At 44.6% G+C, this 19,830-nt stretch carries 12 protein-coding genes; 5 read left to right on the top strand and 7 right to left on the bottom strand.

The features are described from left to right. Window positions 1-36 precede the first annotated feature (36 nt). Genes ACP2WE_RS21730 through ACP2WE_RS21720 form a run of 3 tightly spaced genes read right to left on the bottom strand, consistent with a single transcriptional unit; the run spans window position 37 to window position 4,822 of the window. Window positions 37-1,512 carry a DUF4159 domain-containing protein gene (locus ACP2WE_RS21730; protein WP_425217623.1) on the bottom strand — a complete coding sequence of 492 codons (1,476 nt, stop codon included), beginning with the start codon at window positions 1,510-1,512 and terminating at the stop codon, window positions 37-39. Beyond that, entirely contained in the window at window positions 1,509-2,564 is a 1,056-nt protein-coding gene (locus ACP2WE_RS21725) for a phage tail protein (protein ID WP_425217622.1), read from the bottom strand. The genes ACP2WE_RS21730 and ACP2WE_RS21725 overlap by 4 nt, the downstream gene beginning before the upstream one ends. A gap of 47 nt (window positions 2,565-2,611) precedes the next feature. Then, window positions 2,612-4,822, bottom strand: a complete 2,211-nt coding sequence (locus ACP2WE_RS21720; RefSeq protein ID WP_425217621.1) for a putative baseplate assembly protein — start codon at window positions 4,820-4,822, stop codon at window positions 2,612-2,614. A gap of 448 nt (window positions 4,823-5,270) precedes the next feature. Here ACP2WE_RS21720 and ACP2WE_RS21715 point away from each other — a divergent pair, with 448 nt between their 5' ends. After that, on the top strand, window positions 5,271-7,019 hold the full coding sequence (locus ACP2WE_RS21715; protein ID WP_425217620.1) for an ABC transporter ATP-binding protein: 1,749 nt from the start codon (window positions 5,271-5,273) through the stop codon (window positions 7,017-7,019). Between the two features lie 76 nt (window positions 7,020-7,095). Here ACP2WE_RS21715 and ACP2WE_RS21710 read toward each other — a convergent pair whose 3' ends face one another. The 4 genes from ACP2WE_RS21710 to ACP2WE_RS21695 form a co-directional block, all read right to left on the bottom strand. Further along, a complete protein-coding gene (locus ACP2WE_RS21710; RefSeq protein ID WP_425217619.1) occupies window positions 7,096-7,557 on the bottom strand; it encodes a hypothetical protein in 462 nt (153 codons plus the stop codon). Further along, window positions 7,554-10,706 carry an eCIS core domain-containing protein gene (locus tag ACP2WE_RS21705; protein WP_425217618.1) on the bottom strand — a complete coding sequence of 1,051 codons (3,153 nt, stop codon included), beginning with the start codon at window positions 10,704-10,706 and terminating at the stop codon, window positions 7,554-7,556. Before ACP2WE_RS21705 ends, ACP2WE_RS21710 begins: the two co-directional genes overlap by 4 nt. Before the next feature lie 259 nt (window positions 10,707-10,965). After that, window positions 10,966-13,032, bottom strand: a complete 2,067-nt coding sequence (locus ACP2WE_RS21700; RefSeq protein ID WP_425217617.1) for an ABC1 kinase family protein — start codon at window positions 13,030-13,032, stop codon at window positions 10,966-10,968. Window positions 13,033-13,186: 154 nt separating this feature from the next. Next, window positions 13,187-13,738 (bottom strand): hypothetical protein, encoded by a 552-nt coding sequence (locus ACP2WE_RS21695; protein ID WP_425217616.1) that lies wholly within the window; start codon window positions 13,736-13,738, stop codon window positions 13,187-13,189. 190 nt (window positions 13,739-13,928) lie between these two features. Here ACP2WE_RS21695 and ACP2WE_RS21690 point away from each other — a divergent pair, with 190 nt between their 5' ends. The 4 genes from ACP2WE_RS21690 to tnpA all read left to right on the top strand — a co-directional run bounded on the left by ACP2WE_RS21690 (window position 13,929) and on the right by tnpA (window position 19,705). Beyond that, window positions 13,929-15,431, top strand: a complete 1,503-nt coding sequence (locus tag ACP2WE_RS21690; protein ID WP_425217615.1) for a TIR domain-containing protein — start codon at window positions 13,929-13,931, stop codon at window positions 15,429-15,431. A 29-nt stretch (window positions 15,432-15,460) separates the two neighbouring features. Next, complete coding sequence (locus ACP2WE_RS21685) at window positions 15,461-18,304, top strand: CHAT domain-containing protein (protein WP_425217614.1); 2,844 nt, start codon at window positions 15,461-15,463, stop codon at window positions 18,302-18,304. A gap of 66 nt (window positions 18,305-18,370) precedes the next feature. Further along, window positions 18,371-19,024 (top strand): NUDIX hydrolase, encoded by a 654-nt coding sequence (locus ACP2WE_RS21680; protein WP_425217613.1) that lies wholly within the window; start codon window positions 18,371-18,373, stop codon window positions 19,022-19,024. A gap of 246 nt (window positions 19,025-19,270) precedes the next feature. After that, the gene (gene tnpA / locus ACP2WE_RS21675; protein ID WP_425217657.1) at window positions 19,271-19,705 is read left to right on the top strand and encodes an IS200/IS605 family transposase; all 435 of its coding nucleotides are present in this window, start codon (window positions 19,271-19,273) and stop codon (window positions 19,703-19,705) included. Window positions 19,706-19,830: the final 125 nt, after the last annotated feature.

Below are 19,830 nucleotides of genomic sequence, written 5' to 3'. Positions count from 1 at the left end.
CTGCGATCGTGAGACAATTCATCAATAAAGCCGACCCTAATTTAATTTGTCAAATAGATTTGTGAGTCTTCGCTTTGATGGTGTGGATGGGGCTTCTTGAGGCGCATATTTGGGATCTTTTTGCAGCGATTGGATGAGATGATGGCGTTGTTTGGCAAAATGTAAAATATTTACGCCCATTTCTTGTGCAGAGCGAATGGTTTCGCGAGGCAACTCTAGAGCATTGTCATTTCCCCATGCCGAAGACAGATCGCCAATCACAAATACAATTCCTCCCCCCACCAATAATCGAATCGGATTTCCTTGCACCTTGGGTAGTCCTGAAAACAGAAAAGGTTGCGAACGTAAAGGATGTTTGCGGCTGAGGCAATCGAGAGACTCTAAGGGATTGCCAAGTTGCTCGGCGTAGTCCTTAAACGTTTGGGTTAGACGATCGATTTGTTCCTGTAGCTCTGTTTCGATCGCTGCCAGTTCTGCCCCTAACTCATGGTTTAGGCTTTTCAAATCATCAACATCAGCACCTCCATAATTTGCCTCGCCGAGATTGGCATTAAGGCTCCTTTCTAAACGCGCGATCGCATCATGAAGTTCCTTTTGAATGCTCATCAGCTCTTCAAGTTTTGTGTCTTTGATCGAAGCTTCAATTAAAATTACCCCCCCTGACTCTAGATACTGCTTGATCTTTTGGATCTGGGTGTCGATCAATGTTAAAGACTGTTGGCTAGTCATATAAATCAAATCATAGGCTGCCAGATCGGTAGTTTGGAGCGCAGCAGTTCCATCAATTCGTCCAAGACGATCGGAAGCCGCGATCGCAGGGTATAAACTAGGTGTTGATTGAATCAAACAAGAGAGATTATCTGAGATCGTGCGATCGCAATCAGGATCGGGATCGATTAAGCTGGCTACATTCACGATCGCTTGCGGACGCGATCGGGCGGCAGAACGGAAGCGTAAATCCAATTCGCTAAAGGTGGGAGTCCACAGGTCTTTGGGGATTTGTAGGGTAACCTCTCCTGCATGAAGGGTTACTCGACATACTTCCACTTCGGCATCACCAGGGAGACTGGTTTTCTCATTGACGCGAAAAGTCTCAACCAAAAGTTCGTTCCCATTCGTATTGTTAGAACGCTTTAATTTGTCAGGATCGACATAGCTGACGACCAAGTACACCGCGATCGCCTCTTCTGCCATCGCTTCCGAAGCAATCCGAAAATCTAGGGGTTGAGGAACCACAATAAAATTGCCAAACACATCGATCGCAATGCCTGGTTGAATTTGTACCCAACGTCCATCTCGGAACTTGGCTGGAACTTCCGTAGGGGCTGCGATCGGACATACACCTAAGCCACAAACAATCCCTGGTTCAAACAGCGCCTGAAATTGCGTATTTTGTCGTTGACGGTGATACTCATGGGCTAACTGCCAGCGATCGCTATTAATTAGCAAGCCATCCGTAACTTGGAGCCGCTCAAAGGGTTTGATGTTGGGGGAAGAATAGGGTTTGGTCATGAGGTGGCTCCTTCAATATAGAGTTCGTAGGTACAAAAGGCGGGTTTTTCTTGCTCAACGATCTCACTGATGCGATTTCGATCGATGGGCGAAGGTAGATCGTTACGAAGCCGAACAATAAAATGAAAGGGTTTCCCACCTCCTACCATTGTATCTTGCCCAATACTCGACTCACCCATTAAAAACCCTTTTCCACTCACCTCGGTAATACTAATATGCTTCTCAGTCTCAGGGAGATGGTCATCAAGCGGTAAACCAGTAAATAGATGTAAGTAGAAACGCAGACCTCTACGCGTGCCTCGCCAACGATAGATCTCCATGGCTTGCGCGATCAAAGATCGCTGACGTTCTTGACTAAGCGTAGGAATGAACTGCCAGCCTATCCAATGTGCCAGAAAAGGCAAAAGATTGTCAGGGGCGGTGAGTGGGTCTAGATAAGCCCATAGTGTATCCATCTGTTGTACAGAGGGTTCAAAGCTTTGTTCGAAAATTTTGAGTAAACGACCAATAAAATCAATATCCCGATAAATATCAGGTAAAAAGTCTAAATAGAGACTGTGGGGGCGGAGGTAAAGATTAAAAGGAGCAATATCCACCAGCACGGGATTGGTGTTGGGCTGGTTGGCATAGACAAAGAGCTGACCTACATAGTCTAAGGTTAAGGTTTTTCGGGGCGAAAGGGCATCTTGCGCTTCAAAAAAATCACTCGGAACCTGAAAGTGCAAAACCGATTCCATGTGACCTTTTGCGGGGAGTTCGTTTCCCTCCATGCCAATGCTGCACCATTGCGGTGGAAAATTCCCTTCCGTACGCAAACTCAGTTGGAGGGGGCGACTGGTTAAATTCTCTAGCTTGACGATGATTTCGCTAAATTCACCTGGGTGCAGCAGTAAGTTGCAGCCAGCAGTCGTAGCGATCGCTGATTCATGCAGAATATTGGAGTCTTCACCCAGATTGTCACGATTACTGCCTAGAGATTGCAAACTTGCCTCAGGTGACTGCATGGGCAGAAGTTGCAGACTAAGGGGAAGTAGTTCACTCTTTTGAGTCATAAAGATTGGCAATGGATAGTTAAAGCAACTTAAACAACGGAATGCCGCTAAACGACACTAATTACATGACTAGAACGCAGTCGGCTATTGCGCCACGAGCAAATTAAGCCTAAAGGTCCTGGGTCGATAATTGGCTCTCGCGGTAACGTTCTCACCCAACCTTCTTCTTGTTGGCGCAACTCAAATAGCTGAACAGTGCCTAGATAGCGCACGCCTCTAACGGTCTGTAAAAGCTTGACAATATCCGAAGGGTAAACTGGACGACCAAATTCCCAACCCTTACCTTGCTGTCCCCCTGTAAGCGGGTTTAGGAATCGGTAGAGAACCACTTGAAGTTTATTCACGACCTCCTGTTGAGCTTGGGGATTGCGATATTCAGGATCGAGGGAGATCTCAGTTTGTACCGATACCCCGACATATTCTGGCTGGCTACAGCGAATCTGCACGCCCAATAACCTACGTTCGTCTAAAAAATTGACGACGCGATCGTTGAGTTGGGGACTCAAGGCTAGCCGATCGGGATCGATGCCATTTCCCAGTTCGATCGCTTCGGTATTGACTTGGGGCACTAACAGAAGGCGCACAATGCCTGCATCCTCTTTACGGCTGGCAGTGAGGCACATTACCCTTGCGATCGCCCCGCTACCTGCTTCGAGGGTTAAGGTTTCAAAATCCTCTTTGGTGACAGCACGATTGCGCGTGCGTAAAATGCTAGGGACGCGAATGGCAGCATCATCGAGGGATTCAGCATCGGCACCATTGTAGGCAGAGACATGATTGATTAAACTTGCCACATAGGGAACGGCTGTTTTTAAAAAGCGGATTGTCCCCCTTTGGACATTGCCTTTAAGACCACCACCTGTACGATATTTCACCATTTGAATCGTCGAGCCTTTTGGCGGGATAGCGCCGTATTGCCTTCCCGTCACTGCTGTTGCCAAACTATTGGTCGATAGGGCATCGGGCTCGATCCGTTCCATGGGATTTCCCTGTAGTCGCATCCGTTGTACGATTTGTGCTTGTAAATGACTGGGAGCATGTACCATCGGACCAAACTGGATCGTGCCTGTCTGAGAGTCAAGTACATAATGCAAATCTTCAGTGCCAGAACTAGAAAAGTCCGTTACTTCTTGCCAAATTTGCGGCAGTCCCATAGGCGGCGTTACTAATACATATTCATCCGCAGTTCTCGGCAAAATCGGTGTTTGTAGCAATTGAAAGATTTGACTGGGGGTGCCTTTGCTTTCACCGACGATTTCGTTGGTTACCACACGACTTTGCGTTACTCCAATCGTGCCGCCAATTGACCGCGCGTTTAGTCCGATGATGCGAGGCGATCGGCTATAGCCAGGTTGATTGACTCTGAGCGGCGAACAGACACAACGAATCCAGCGACCTCGATAGTTAGTAAATTGCGTGATGGGCCAATATTGAGGTAGGTGTAAAATTACCTCTGCTCCTTGGCTAGGACTGCCACCCTGACTGGTTTGGTCGCTAAAGCTAAATCCTTTGGTGCGATCGTCGGTTTCGCGCAACAAAATTGGTTCCCAGACGATGCCATTCCACGCTTCCCAGTGACGTGGCGGAATGTCTGGGTTAATCCCCGTGGATGTGGCAGCTTCACCTTTCACTTGGACTGCAATCACATTGCCTTCTATGGGTTGTTCGGCATCAAAGACCAGATAAAAGCAATTGTTGGCGCGTGGCTCATCGTTAAAGATCGATAGTTCGGGGCCTTCCCACCCTCGATCGCGCCCTTCTGACCAAACACCTGTAAAGCGATCGCGTAAAACTAGAGGGACGGTTTCAACGGTTTCGGCGGTGAGCAGATGTCTAATGGTGGGTTTTCCAATGGCTAAGGGGCGATCGGTACTAAAAACCACCGATTCTTCTGTTTCGGTGCGAATGGTTGCTACCTCTGTGGCAACGGGAATCACATAGACTTCGGGCAGGGAGGCACTCAGATAGAAGGTGACATCGGTCTGAGCGGGAGCGGGCGGTAATAGTCGAATCCCGAGTAATTCGAGAAAGGCAACGTAGTTGCGGCGGGGGACTTTGTTAAACCGCATCAACATTTGATCGGCTAACCAAGCAAATAGCTCGATTAAGGTGACACCTGGGTCGCTAGGGTTGTAGTTTGTCCATTCTGGGCAGTAGCGGGGAATTCGCAAAAGGCACTCATTCACCAAATCCTGAAAGGTGCGATCGTCTAAATCTGATTTCGGAAGATTCGGTAAAAAATCAAATTCTGGGCTCATTAGTTATTGATCCTTGTAACTCAGAAATTATGGAATTGTTAGCGATCGAACGAATGAAGAAGGAGTAGCCCATCAACCCTCTGTGAAGGTACTATCGCTATAGTGGGGCATGGGGAATAGCCGTTAATACCTGACGATCGACAAATGATTTAACCTGTTTGAGACTTGCCTCCCCACAATTCGATCGCGAACTATGCTCTAGCTCACATCTTGCATCGATCTTATTGAAACTCTAGACCATCTAGAGTTTAAGTTCTTGACGGTTTGAGTAAAGTTGCAAGAAAGATCTCAGCAAATCCAAAATACTGGCTTTGGGCGTATTTTACCAAGATATTGATGAAGTTGCTTGCAGATTTATAAAAGTCGTAGCGAATCAGTTCCGATCCAGCCCTGAAATGAGAAACTAATTGGGTATTGCTACGTAATAAAAACTGAATTGGCTAAGCACTTGACTGAGCAATTAACTGAGCGATCGCCTAAGCAAACCTCCTACTGGCTTTTGCGCGACTACCTACGTCCCCATTGGTTACTGATTGCCAAAGCATTTCTCTGTACCCTGGGCTTTATTGGCACGATGCCCCTACTCGCCCATATTTTGGGCTTAGTATCCGAAGCCCTTGCCCTTGGTAAAGTCTCAGACATTTTACAAATTTCTGGCTATACAATTTTGATGTTTGTGGGGCGAGGTCTCTGCCAGTACGGTCAAGATGCCTTGATGGCTCAGGCAGCCTTAAACGTGGCAATGGATTTGCGGGTTGATGTTTACGCCCATTTGCAAAAGCTCGATTTAGATTATTTTGCCGAATCCCGAACGGGCGATCTTTCTTACCGTCTCACCGAAGATATCGATCGCATTGGGGAAGTAGTTGGCAAGTTTTTTCATCAGTTTGTGCCTTCGATTTTGCAACTGGTGTTTGTGCTTGCCTATATGTTTTACCTCAACTGGGTGCTGACCTTAACTACCCTGTTGGTTGCGCCTTTGGTGGCTTTGTTAATTGCTTGGTTTGGCAATCGCATGTTAGAACTCTCGCGCCGCAGTCAAGATCAGGTCTCTAGCCTCTCTTCTTTACTCTCAGAGGTATTTAGCGGCATTCGTCTAATTCGAGCCTTTGCTACAGAGGGCTATGAAATTCAACGATTTAAAGCCGAAGCCGAACAAAACCGTCGCCGTAAATTTGCCACAGATCGGATTCGGGCGATTCAATATCCTTTCATTGGGTTCATCGAAGCAGTTGGAATTTGCGGGCTGTTTGTTCTGGGAGCTTGGTTGATTTCTACAGGTCAACTGACGGGTAAGCAATTTGTTGCCTTTGGTGCAGGCGTGCTGCTGCTAATTGACCCGATTGTAAATACCACGAGCAGCTACAACGAACTCAAACAAGCTGAGGCATCGGTCGATCGCATTTTTGAAATTTTTCGCGTGCAACCCACGATTATTGAGAAGCCCAATGCCCAAGTGTTACCCGAAGTCACTGGCAAGGTGGAATACCAAAACGTGCAGTTTCACTACCAACCCGACCAACCCATTCTGCGCGGGATTAGCTTTTTAGCCTTTTCGGGGGAAGTGATTGCTTTGGTGGGTTCCTCGGGCGCAGGCAAGTCCACGCTGATGAATTTGTTAATGCGGTTTTACGACCCCTGTGGTGGCAAGATTTTAATTGACGGCATTAATATTCAAGATGTGACGTTGCAGAGCTTGCGCCAACAGATTGCCGTAGTTCCGCAGGAAACCATTCTGTTTTCGGGCACGATCGCCTCAAATATTGCCTTTGGGCAAGAAACCTTTGAGATCGAAGCCGTAGAAGCCGCTGCCAAAATTGCCAATGCCCATGAGTTTATTTCCCAATTGCCCCATGGTTATCTGACTTGGGTGGGCGAACGCGGTGTGAATCTCTCAGGCGGACAAAGACAGCGAATTGCGATCGCAAGGGCAGTGCTGCACAATCCTAAAATCCTCATCCTTGATGAAGCCACCTCTGCCCTTGATGCAGAGTCCGAAAGCCTCGTCCAAGAAGCCCTACAACGGCTGATGCTGGGACGGACGGTATTTGTGATCGCCCACCGTTTGGCGACAGTTCGCAATAGCGATCGGATTTTTGTTTTGGAGCAAGGGCAGGTCATCGAGTCTGGGACGCACGATCAACTGATTCAGCAGGGAGGTCGCTACGCTCAATTTCACACGCGCCAGTTTCAGTGATGAAGCGATCGTGCTTGTAGATTAACGCCATGAGATCGCTGCTTTATCCCTTAAAAAATCCTGACGAGCGATCGCATTAATTGAGATATTGCACGACAAACCCAAGTTCTTTTTCAAAAAATTCTTGCAATTCTTCGATTTTGGGTTTTTCCATTTGTAGTAGCCAACTAATTGAGGGACGATTGAAGTCTTCAACGTTGCTCTGAATGTTCTGTGCCATGCCAAGCAGATACTGCCACATATAACGGTTTCCACTCGCAAACAACAGATCGGCATCGGTAATACAGATCCCAAATTTCTTAGCATCGAGCCAGTCTAAGTTAGAAAGTTCTTGGCTGAGGATATTTAAACTCAACTCTTCGCCAGAGAACTGAACAGCAAGGGCAAGCTGTTCCACAAAATCTTTGGAAGTCGGGCATTTTTTACCATCAATCCAAAAGATCGTTAAGCCTTTTGCTTGAAATTGGGCTTGTGCAAAGTCTCGATCTTTCGAGAAAAATGCGCATACTTCAGGCGCAAACTGATAAAGCTTTGTCATGGTCTGAACCTTGTAAACGTCTTGTAGTGATCACCTGTATAGTAGTAATTTGCTCCTCCTACAACAACTCGCCTTGTGCCCCGACTTGGATCGTCCTTATAGGGCTTGATATCGTATTCCCTGTACCCTACATTATCAGGAAGTACCATTCCAGGATCGGTGCCATTGCCATGATTACCGAAGTTACCGCCTGAATGGAACTGTCCTACAACTTTATCACGGCAGCTTGCAATGACAGTATCGACAGTATCCTGCACAGGTACGTTGACCTTACCCACCTTCACTACCCCTAGCCCTGTACGGCTGGTCACTGAAACGCTGCTTTCCGCACAGCTTTCTCCTGCCCAAAATTGTTGATCTTTGTCGGCTTGTAATTTGTTGTAGATATTGTTGAATGTGTGTTTGAGATCGAGCCATTTTTTGACATCGACTGGTGTTTTAGGCTTAGTCGCACTTTTTAAAATGTCTAACACAGCAATGGTTCTGGTGACATTATTGCCAGACTTACCGTAAATAAAAGCCACTTGTTCGCCATGACCGACGATCCAATCTTTAGCAAGCATTTTCTCAGAATCAACCTTTGGAATGCTTTTTGCAATCAAAAAGGAAGCATCTGCGGCTTTACCCTTATGCTTGAGGTAATCTTCTCCTTCCTGAAGGGGATCTACGATTGTCGGAACGGTTAGTTCGCCTAATAACTTATTGACATCCTTTGAGCTATCTTCCTTGCTAAAGATGGTTAGCGCTTTGTCAATATCGCTGTTTGCCTTTTTAAAGAACTTCAGCAATTCTGTAAAGTCTTCAGTCTCATCGCGATCGATTAAGGTTTTAAACTTTACATCTTCTCCGACCTTCGCTTCGTTCAGCAATAGCATCAGTGCTTGAGCTTTAGCATCAGCACCTCCTACTGGAATATGTACATTCTCTAATTTTTCCAAAGAGAAGACAGTAAAGATTTTCTGAATGTCTATGAGTGAGATCTTTGCACTCAGCCCATTCACGAACCATGCAACCAGTTTAGTCGCTTTTTTGTCATCTGCCCCTGCCGAAGTCAGCACCCATTCAGAAGCCGCCTCACTATCAGGAAAAGCAAATAGCGGAGTAATGGCTAGCTTTAGAGCGTCTTTATATTTTGCTTTATTCCCTTCCAAGTCAGAATCGAGTTTCCCTTTTTTAGTTTCAAACTCACCTAATTTTTTAGTCACCTCTTTTTTATAGGTCTCTTTCTTCCCTGCCAGACCGTTATCTAGAGATTCTTTTGTTCGGTCTAATTGCTCTAGCTTGTTCTTGATTAGGTCTTTGACTTTAACGACACTAGAGCTATCCTCGTGAGGGAAGATTTTTGCTAAGCCTTTACTGATAGGTGTGATTTTAGTGACTTCATTTTTGGTAAAAGAATGAGTGTGATCGACCCCAGTTTCCTTTTTGAATGTAGATATAAAAGTCTCTCGATCTACAATGTTCTTGGAAACGGCTGTGTCATATTCGAGGGTTGCTTTTTTATTACTGAGCCCTTCCGCAATTGATTCATCCGATTCATCTACATCGATGTCTTCATTTTCGGTGTATGAAGTGATGTAAGATTCCCGTTTTTGTTTGTTTTCTTCAACAGCTTCATCGTATTCATCAGTTGCCTTCTGATTGCCAAGATTCTCTACTTTATTCTTGACGGACTCATGAAAATTATATTTCTCTAATTCTGTCATCAGCAGATCTGCCGCTACTGAATCGTTACCCTTTTCTCCCAGTTTTTTAATGGCTAACGCCTTAACGCCCTTTGCTTGATACTTAAAGAGGTAATCTTTAATCGCTGGAGCAGCAGTAGGATCGTAGTTGGCGATCGCTAAAGCCTCTTTCATCAGTGGTAGATCGGCTGTGCCTACTAATGGAACAAGCAAGTCGCATTGTTCTTGGGGTCTAAGAATGGGGTTGGGTTGCGCCTTGAAGAAATCAACAATAGACTCTATCTGCTCGTTACTATATTTGAGGAATACCTGAAAAGCAGTATCCCCGATTTTGTTCCGAAAGTCTTGCATAAGAGGAGTGTCAGGATAGCCAAATCTGCCTTTGAGCCATTCTGACGTAGCTCTTTGAATCACGTTAGAGGAAAGTTGAGCGTTAACTGTTCGTTGAATATTGTTCCGATCGCTTGCATCTAATAGTGCTTTTTGCGTATCTAACTTGTTTGACACAGAGTCTGAAGTCATTGAGGATGCTTTTGCACCCATTACATCTGCTTCATTCTCCAGTTCTGTATCGTCATTGATCCCAACTCCTTTAGTTTGCAGTGTAGGTTGCACCCGTCCCTGCTTTTGCTGTACCACATGCCAAGCTTCATGCGGTAGATGCTCTTCCTGTCCAGAAGCAAGGTGAATGTCATTCCCTTGAGCGTAGGCTAGGGCATCGATTTGAGATGGTTTCGGGGAATTTGTATGAACCCGTACATCTGATACATCTATGCCTGATAGGGATTCGATTCCATCTTTTAACCGATCTGGCATTCCTGTTTGGTTTGGTTGTATCTCTGTTTTCGCCTGTACAGTTACATCTGCCTCAAACTTCCCCTGAATCGCTTCCTCTTCTTCCTCATTTACGACTGCTTCACGTTGCAGTGCTTTAGCAGGGCTGTTTGTGTTTAGCGGTTGTACGACTTTTGTCGCTTCATCGACTTTCTGCTCGTCGTTATCGTTTGACTCTGCGATCGCTAACTTTGCCTGAATGGGCAAAGCAGTCCCCGCTTGTATTGCAAGATTCTCCTTATATCTCTGAACGGTCTCCGCCCATTTTCGCTGAAACACGTCCTGAGACGAGCCTCTCACTGGGGTATACTCACGATATGGATTGAATTCTGCGTCACCTCCTTCCTTAGCTCTCTGAACGATGCCCTCCCACTTCCGCTGCATTACGCTTTCTGGAGTACTTCGGTTGTTATCCGAAAAGCATTGCGGTGTAACGTATAGATTCTCTTGTGAATTCAGCTTTCCCAACTGTTCTCTTTCTCCACCTGCTTCTGTTGACTCCTGAGATTGGGGTGAAGCAGATGTCTGGATTTGCGGTGGCGCAAAAGGGCGGGCTTGAAGCTGTACAGCCTGCGGTGCAATTGATGGCTGTGTTGTAGGCTTCTTGATATATTCCGAATATTTGCTCACAGCCAAGCACCTCTTTCTTTAAGTTTGAGTGTCATCTGAATTTTCCATGAGATACTCAAGCCAAAACACTCTATAAAAGCTATAGAAGGGATCTTGAGGTGTTTGCGATCGCTGTAAAAATATCAGTTTTTTTAATGAGCCCATCATAACCGAGATTTTGGTTATAATCCAAATTCAATCTCTTGGGTTGATGCCCCACCATTTGCTGTGGACTAACTGCCGAGGCTAGCCTCGGGGCATCTTTTTGATTTTGCGATCGCTACCAACTGCGACCGTTAACTTGACGGCGCATGGGCGAAGATGAACTACTTGGAGAACCTGTAAGTGCTACAGGCTCTTTAGAGAGAGGCTTCTGATTTGCGTTAGGTATAGCGTTGGAACTGCCATTAGAAGCACTACTAGAACCACTGTTAGGGATTTTAGGTAGCATTTCTACCCCAATTGACTTCGAGCCATTAGATGACAAGTTGGGTTGCGATTCTACAACCTGCGGATTGGAAACCGAAGTTCCCCTCAAAGCAATCTCTCTAATTACGCGCGTCATTGCTCTTTGTGCCAACTGCGAAATAATATTACGCCCCACGGCTTGGGTTTCAGGCTTCAGCAAAATCTTTCCAGCTAGGGGCAGAAATTCTAAGGGATCGATTTTTTGGTCTTTTTGCAAGATTGACCAGATATTCGCTGCATGATCTAGCCCTGATTCCTCTTTTGGGCTAGATTTAGCCTTGGGCTTATCCTTACTAAATGGATTGGGAATGCGTTTTAAGGCAGTTTCTTCAATGCCCTTAACCAGTTCATCTACGAGGCGATCGCGCATAAATTCACCCCGTTCAGACAGCAAGAAATCGCTGACTTGATCGACCGTCTGCTTCAAATTGTAGTCTTGATTCGTTTGGGCGTTACTCAACAGGTTCTCTAGACGATTCCAACGGAAAGAACCATCGCGGAAGAGCACATCCTTCAGAGCCATGCGTAATTCGGGAGAGCGATCGGTGAGCAAACGATTGGCAACGTAAGGGTAAGCCACTGCCAGCACTTTAAAGTTTCGATCTACACTCAGCGCAATTCCCTCTAGGGTAACCAGCGATCGGATAATCAGGGCATAGTAGGCAGGAACTTGGAAGGGATAGTCATACATGATCTGCGATAGTTTATCGGTCATGCCTTTGAAATCCATTTCCGTCAAACTCTTGCCGGGTGGGGGGTTGAATACCTCAGCGAGGGCAGGTACAATCCCTTCAAAATTGACATCTGCACTTAAAAATCCTAAGCGAACATAGTCTTTAGAGAGAGCATCAAAGTCGCGATTGACCAAATGCACGATCGCTTCAATCAAGCCAAATCTTTGCTCGGCAGACACCGTACTCATCATGCCAAAGTCAAGATAGGCAAGCTTCCCATCTGTCATCACCAAAAGGTTTCCTGGGTGGGGATCGGCATGAAAAAATCCATAGTCAAGTAGTTGTCGCAACGAACACTGTACGCCCACTTCGATAATGTGGCGACTATCAAAACCCGAAGCTTTCACACCCTCAATGTCGGTGAGTTTGATGCCTTCGATCCATTCCATCGTCAGCACGCGCTTGGCAGTATATTTCCAATAAATGCAAGGCACATAGACTTCATCGATCTGTCCGTGTCCGTAATATTTGGCAAATTTTTCGGCATTCTCCCCTTCATGGGTGTAATCCATCTCCTCAAAGATGCGGTAGGCAAATTCTTCGAGAATCCCAACGAGGTTGCTGCGAATGAATTTAAAAGACTTCATCATCCAGGCGCTAATGCCGCGCAGGATATACACATCGAGCGCAATTCCTGCCACAATATCGGGACGCTGAACCTTAATTGCTACCTGTTCGCCTGTGTGCAATCTGCCTTTATAAACCTGTCCTAGTGAGGCTGCGGCGATCGGATTATCTGAGATCTCAGCATAGACTTCGTGGGGGTCGCCACCCAATTCTTCGCGAATAAATTGAAACGCAATTTCATTGGGAAATGCGGGCAGATGATCCTGTAGCTGTGCCAACTCATCCATATACACAGGTGGCACGATGTCAGGACGCGTCGAGAGGGCTTGTCCAATCTTGATAAATGCAGGGCCTAAGCGCGTCAGCAACTTTCGCAGTTGCGCGGCTCGAAGTTTTCCTTTTTGTGCAACTTGTCCCGTGCGACTGTCCCACCGCAGCCTTAAAAAAAGCAACAGCATGGGTACAAAGATCGCTAAACATCGCCACCATACCTGCAAGGGCTTGCCCCGATAATAACGCGCGATCGCTTCAGCATCATATCGATCTAGCTGAAATGTTGACTTGGAGGCTGTTGGCATAAAGTTCCGTTGCATTGAGACTGCATTGAGTTAACAGTATTTTAACAATTACAACGACCAGATCCCTTATACCTAAAGTCTTAATCGCTAAAATCGGTAGCGATTAAACCAAGTTTTGGGAAATCCGTATAAAAAATTTCTTGAAAATTCTTTGCTATCTTCCTTTGCCAAGATCTGCGTAAATTATAATTTCGACACCCAAGACGATCAGGAGTAGAAATTCTACGATCGCTAAAATATTGATCGATAAAGCTGCTGGGTGAACTGAAGAATAGAACGCCACAATGGCAATAACGCCAGACAAGACAAAGGCGATCTCGTCTACGATTAACTGCTGAATCTTGCGGCGTTTGCGGCGATCGTCGCTCCTATGGGCGATTTCCCAACCAAAAATTGACTCAATATCTGAATAATTTGTTTTTTCCTTGACCTTTTCAACAAGCGTAAGCCGAATGTATCTCCCGATCGCTGTGATTTTTTCATCATTAACAAGGTAAGTCCAGCCTAAGATCAGGCTTACCCAAGGAATTACGAGCAGGGCATAGTAGTTTGATGGATTGGAAACTGCAAAGGAGACGACTGCCCCAAATACTCCCAAGGTCACATAAAGCAAGTTGTCTCGAAAGCCAACCCGCTGAGCTTGCTCTGATTTTAATTTGTCATACTCTTTGAGAAAAACTTCGAGTATGGAGTCGGAAGTGCTCATGGTGATGTCTGAATGGTTGTTTTTAACTATTTTTTAAAGCAAATTTGTGTGGTTAACAGATGCCAATTACTGAACTCAAGCTTTATGGGTAGTCTAACTGCAAAAATTCGGCTACTCAAGCAATTTTAGGAAAAATATCTGATTTATTGTTACTATAGACCGAATAAACCAGTAAAAACAGGTTGTGTTTATGCCGCGTGCCGTGATCCTTACCGCGCTCCCTGTCGAATATTTAGCCGTACGATCGCACCTTATAGATCTGCAAGAAGAAATGCACCCACAGGGGACGATATATGAGCGGGGCAAGTTTGCCTCCAATGGTCAAGTGTGGGAAGTTGGTATCGTCGAAACTGGCGCAGGAAATGCAGGTGCAGCAGTAGAGGCAGAAAGAGCGATCGTCTACTTTAAGCCTGACATTCTTTTCTTTGTTGGTGTTGCTGGAGGAATTAAAGATGTTGCGATCGGGGATGTAGTGGCAGCAACTAAGGTTTATGGTTATGAGTCGGGTAAGGTCGGCGAACAATTTTCTACGCGACCTGCTGTGGGACAGTCGGCTTATGCCTTGGTGCAACGTGCCAAATCGGAGGCGAGAAAAGAGGAATGGCTGCAACGGCTAACTAGCAATTTACCTTCGCCTCCTCGTGTGTTTGTAGCTCCTATTGCTGCGGGAGAAAAGGTAGTTGCGTCCAGAGAGTCAGATCTTTTCCAGTTTTTGAGGACTAGCTATAACGATGCGATCGCTGTCGAGATGGAAGGATTTGGCTTTCTAAGTGCATCCTTTGCTTATCCAGAGATTAAGGCGATAGTGGTTCGGGGCATTTCTGATTTAATTGAGAAAAAAAACGACAATTCTACAGAACCAGAGCAAACTCGGCAAGCATTAGCTTCTAGTAATGCTAGTGCGTTTGCGTTTGAGATACTGGCAAATTTACCCCAAATTGATACTCAAATTATTAATTCAGAGCAAGCTATGGAAAAAAGTAAGCGTTCGTCAGCCCCAAAGGTCTTTATTAGCTACTCACGTAAAGATGCAGAAATAGCAGATAGAATTATTGATGCTTTAGATGCTACTGGTCTTTCAGTATGGGTAGATCGACGGGAAATTAAGCCCGGGGATTCATTCTTAGAAAAGATGAGTCAAGGAATAGGCAATGCCAACTATATATTGGCTTTATTCTCAGATGCAGCGCGGCAATCTCGGTGGGTCACACGTGAGTGGATGGCAGGTCTTGCCAATGAGAGTACCACTCTTATCCCTGTTCGCCTAGAAACTGGAGCGATACCCGCACTTCTTAAAGATATTGTATATTTCGATTTCGTGAAAGATCTACAACAAGGTTTAGAAGAAATCAAGTCCTTTTTTCAAAAGGAACTAGGAATAAATAGATCTCCCCAAAATTATAGGAGCCCTTTAATACCGCCACCAATATCGCCACTGCTTAAGGTTTCGAGAAGAGAGTTACGCCTTGTGGCTAAACAATGTGTGAGAGATATCGAATTTATGAGTTTTCTATATGACGCAGATATCGACGAAGGTGACATTGCAGGAAATTCCTTGAATGAACGTTTGATCAATTTGCTCCACTATACAAAAACAGAAGGTATAGATAGTGAATTTGCAGATTGGCTTTATAAAGAGAAAAAAAGATGTGTTGATAATCATTTGAAATTGATCAGTGAAGGGAATTCTTAGCTGATCTTTAGTTTTCATGGAGTTATTTAGTGAAATCTCAACAAGAAGTTAATCAATTCCTACAAGGTAAGTCTGCTTTAGAACTAATTCAATCTTTTGACACCGAATTTGACATTCCATTTAAGCATGGTCAATGCATTGGTCTTCTAGAAATGCTAGGAGCCTATGAAGCCTTAGATCAATCAGATGCTCTAAATTTGGCTGAATATGTAGGCGCTTGGTGGTGTCGAATTGTTCGTGCTGATGTGACATATAACATTTTGGATGGATTGGAGGCAATCCAGTCTTCCAAGAACGATGCCAAAAATCTTTGTAAAAAAGTTGAAAAGGCTCCAGACAAACAGTTGGAGGTGAGCTACTCTGATAAGCAGATACAGATGATGGATTACATTGCTGCCCGCTGGCATGATGGAGCAGCAAAAATCCACTACCGTTGCAACGATCATACTGAGGCTCGACTTCTATTTCAAAAAGCTAGAGAGATTGCACAACGAGCTGAACTTTGGTACTGCCTCCCAGACATTCAAAGCAACTGCCTTCGGGTTGAATATGAGGAGCTGCGCGCAGTTGGTCGAAAGTCAGAGAAAGATCTCAAAACTCAGTATAAGGAACTGCGAGATCAAACTTCTCAAGTTGCGAAACTGCGCAGCATCGACATTCCTGACTTGGATAGTCTAAAATCCACATATGAATGGAGCAACCAAGAAAAAGAGTTTCTGCGAGGGTTATCTAGTATTTTGCATAACTTTTCGGTGGAATTAAAAATAACGAGCCCAGAAGAGTCCGAGGAATTAAAAAAAATGAGTTTAGAAGAGTCGGATCAAGCTTCAAAAGAATCAGAGGTCATTTGCCGAGCTTTGGGTGATGCATATCGACTCGCACAAGCCCTAAACCATCAAGCTCAGTTGGCATCTGGGAAAAAAGACTGGGAATCCGCACGTAAACTTTTTGAAGAAGTATGCAGCTTACCTTGGCAACGAGGCAAATTAATTGCCACACAAAACCTAGCTAAAATTGAAGCGGAGAAAGACTCATACCATGTAGCACTTCAAAAAATTACTGATCTACTCGATCAAATTGAAAAAAGGAGTAAGCGCCGAGGCGGAGATCTGGGATTTGACAGTGACTTCTACTATTTCACCGTCCAAGCATTTGAGAAAATACTAAAACAAGCTAAAAATAGTATGGGTCAAGAGGATGCCCAGCGTTACCAGACTCGATGGAGCGAAGAACAGCTTCAGATGGTTCGCTCAATCCGTAAAGTGGTTAAAATCACTACCTATAAGACTTCATTTTCTCAACGTTTTTATCCCATCTATCTTGAATTAATTGGCAACTATCTTCAGCAACTAGAAAATTTACCATCAGATCTGTCTCAAGAAAAAATCAAGAAGGAAATAGAGGAAGTCAATGAGAAAACATTTTCACTGATTGAGGAAGCTAGTAGTAGAGAGCTTCTAGATATTTTATCATTCAGAACCCTATCGAATAATGCAGATGTAAAACCTAACTTTCGATCTATCGACCTTAGTCGAATATTGAAACAAGATTCTAATGAACCTCAAAGAGGTCGTCGTGGCATGAGAGTTTTCGGTTCTCAAGAGCAAAATCCTAAAGAAATTCGATCGCTTAATGAGCAGCTTAATGAACGTAGTCATTTGTATGAGGCTTCTTCGCTTGACCAATCCATTGCCACCTCAGAGCCTAACCCTGATATTGCCTATGAAATTCGTATGTTTACGGCTAATCAACCTGGATTGGTAATTGTGCGTTACTTTTTCTGCAAAAACCTCAATTATCCTTCCAAAGATCCTGATAAGCCTGAAGCTCCCCTCAAGCTGGCTGCTTATGTTTTTCGAGATGGAGAGTTTTACTCTCGACAACTTGAATGGGCCGAAATCAAGAAAACATTAATTGATTCTTGGGAAGAAACATGGGGATCTAAGTCTGAATCTCGATTCAGAAGGAAGAGGAGAGAATATGTAGAAAATCTATCTCGGCTGTTAATTAAGCCACTTTGGTCTCTAATAGTAGATGAAAATACCTTAAACAAACCAAGCCACCTTGTTTTAATTCCAAGTGAGGAACTATTCAGGCTACCTTTGCATGTTGCTTTGGTTCCCAGAGAAAATATTTCACATAAAGAAGAACCTATTCCGCTAGCTGCCTATGTTCCCCTTTCCTTTTCTGTGAGTGCTACAGCATATGTAACCCGAAGTCGTCACTTACTTCGCCGTCAACGAGTGGAAAAAGATGATGACTTGTGTGTCTTGATGAAGCGAGATGAACAAGTCAGCGGAAATGAGATAGCTAGCCTGGAATGGCCTGAATCATCATTTCATATCGCAGGTCAGCCTCCAGAGAATGTATATCCTCATTGCGATCATGGTCAGGCAGATCGGCAAGGGTTATCTGCCTTAATTGCTCAAAAACCAGAGTTTTTTACTTATGCGGGGCATGGTCTTTATACAGAAGCCCTAAAGTCGGTGGGTCCAGCCTTAGAATTGGAGGGAGATTGTCTGACTCAATTTGATATTGCAATGGGAGTTCGCCTCCCACGAAATAAACTAACACTTCTAGGTGCTTGTGTTTCAGGACAAGGCGCAAATCTAGGGGGCGGTGAAGTAGCAGGTTTTATTAGAGCCTTTATTGCTGCGGGGTGTGGTGCATTAGGTATTACCCTTTGGCCAGTTCTCGACGAGAGCATTGCTAATACGATTCATCATTTGCTCACCAAAGCCCAACATGCGGCACAACATGGGAATACGTTTGATGTTGTACAAGAGTTATATGAGTATTACAATAAAACTTGCAAAGAACTCAATAATCCTCTAGATCGAGTGGAATCTTGCCCACTTGCGTTGTATCTTTGAGTTGAGTTTAGAAAAATAACACAAGATTTTGCGGAACCCAAATATAGTAAAAAATATTGAACTTCAATGCCTCTTCGCTTATATTCTCAGGTTAGCGCTGAATTTCCACACTTAACTCCTGGTTGGTCAAGTGGTCAAAATAGCGTTGTTTTTTCTAATCCAAAATTTGGCACAATTTTTCATGTGGTTGTCTGTAACGAAACAGGAAAACCCCTCTACGATCAACCTGTTTGGGCAGAACCGATTGGTGCAGTTATCGTTCCAGTTGATGAAAATGGCAAGATTGTGTTTGTAGAAAATTATCGAGCCGCGTCTCCAGCGAATGGAACTTGTATGACACACCCACCTTCTGCCGAAGATTTATCTCAACAGGGACGTTTCTCACTGGAGTTACCGCGAGGTTTCCCAGAAATAGGAGAGAGTTCAGAAGAGGCTGCTAAACGAGAAACTAAGGAAGAGACTGGGTGCATAGTTATTGACATGATTTGCTTGGGCAAAAGTAATGTAAATACAACCTTTTTCTTGAATAATACGCCGATATGGTTGGCTCATGTGACAAACTCCCAACCAGTAGTAGAATCTGATGATAATGAAAGAATTAAAAGAGTATATTTTCTGGAACTCAAGGAGGCTATGGATCGTGTGAGATCGGGTGAAATTATTTGTGGCATGACAAAATCAGCACTCCTTCACTATTTAGCTTGGTTACAGTACAGCTAGATGATAACTGACCTTACGTGGAAGAAAAAAGCTTACCTGTAAATTTTCTGTTGATATTGAATTTTCTGTAGGGGTAGCGTCCCTGTGCCTACCTTGGGCAACTACACTGGGATTGCCCCTACCCCAGTAATCATACCAATTTCATTGTCCCAGCACGCTAGTCGAAACTACCCACTTTAGTGGGAGACTTTAGTCGCTACGCCTTTGCGGGGGGTACAACAGATGGTAGGTTTGACAGAAACTATCATGGCAGAGCAACGACGAGGAAGTCATACAGTCACACGTCTTACCGTACACATCGTGTGGGTGACCAAGTATCGCTATGCAGTGCTTAAAGGTGAAATTCAAAAACGATGTAGGGAACTAATCATACAGGTTTGCGACGCAGAGGATGTGACAATTCTCAAAGGAGCAGTGAGTAAGGATCATGTCCATCTACACATTGAATATCCACCATCAAAATCGGTGAGTGATTTGGTGAAGGGGATGAAAGGGCGAAGTTCACGACTATTACAGCAGGAGTATCCAGAGTTGCAGAAGCGATATTGGGGCAAGCATTTCTGGGCAATAGGATATGGGGCATGGAGTACAGGAAACCTAACAGAGCAATTAGTGGAAGAGTACCTAGAGCATCATCGAAATCCCTCGAATCAAGAACGGGACAATTTCTTGCTGGAATAGGACAACTAGCCTGAATAATTCATCAGGAAGAGAAAGTGGAGAAAAAAAAGAGCCTAAAACTGAGTAGAATTAGGCTCTCCAGAATATTAATGGCAATATTTTCTCATGACAGAGTGTTTTTTGGA

The organism is Tumidithrix helvetica PCC 7403 (assembly GCF_965232925.1).
Lineage (GTDB): Bacteria > Cyanobacteriota > Cyanobacteriia > Pseudanabaenales > Pseudanabaenaceae > Tumidithrix > Tumidithrix helvetica.
The sequence above is the reverse complement of the archived record's forward strand: the minus strand, read 5'-3'. Positions and strand labels throughout refer to the sequence as shown.

What these genes read in the sequence shown, in the direction of transcription:
- ACP2WE_RS21730 (WP_425217623.1), bottom strand. Translation starts at nt 1,512, where the DNA reads ATGACCAAACCCTATTCTTCCCCCAACATCAAACCCTTTGAGCGGCTC.
- ACP2WE_RS21725 (WP_425217622.1), bottom strand. Translation starts at nt 2,564, where the DNA reads ATGACTCAAAAGAGTGAACTACTTCCCCTTAGTCTGCAACTTCTGCCC.
- ACP2WE_RS21720 (WP_425217621.1), bottom strand. Translation starts at nt 4,822, where the DNA reads ATGAGCCCAGAATTTGATTTTTTACCGAATCTTCCGAAATCAGATTTA.
- ACP2WE_RS21710 (WP_425217619.1), bottom strand. Translation starts at nt 7,557, where the DNA reads ATGACAAAGCTTTATCAGTTTGCGCCTGAAGTATGCGCATTTTTCTCG.
- ACP2WE_RS21700 (WP_425217617.1), bottom strand. Translation starts at nt 13,032, where the DNA reads ATGCCAACAGCCTCCAAGTCAACATTTCAGCTAGATCGATATGATGCT.
- ACP2WE_RS21695 (WP_425217616.1), bottom strand. Translation starts at nt 13,738, where the DNA reads ATGAGCACTTCCGACTCCATACTCGAAGTTTTTCTCAAAGAGTATGAC.
- ACP2WE_RS21690 (WP_425217615.1), top strand. Translation starts at nt 13,929, where the DNA reads ATGCCGCGTGCCGTGATCCTTACCGCGCTCCCTGTCGAATATTTAGCC.
- ACP2WE_RS21680 (WP_425217613.1), top strand. Translation starts at nt 18,371, where the DNA reads ATGCCTCTTCGCTTATATTCTCAGGTTAGCGCTGAATTTCCACACTTA.
- tnpA (WP_425217657.1), top strand. Translation starts at nt 19,271, where the DNA reads ATGGCAGAGCAACGACGAGGAAGTCATACAGTCACACGTCTTACCGTA.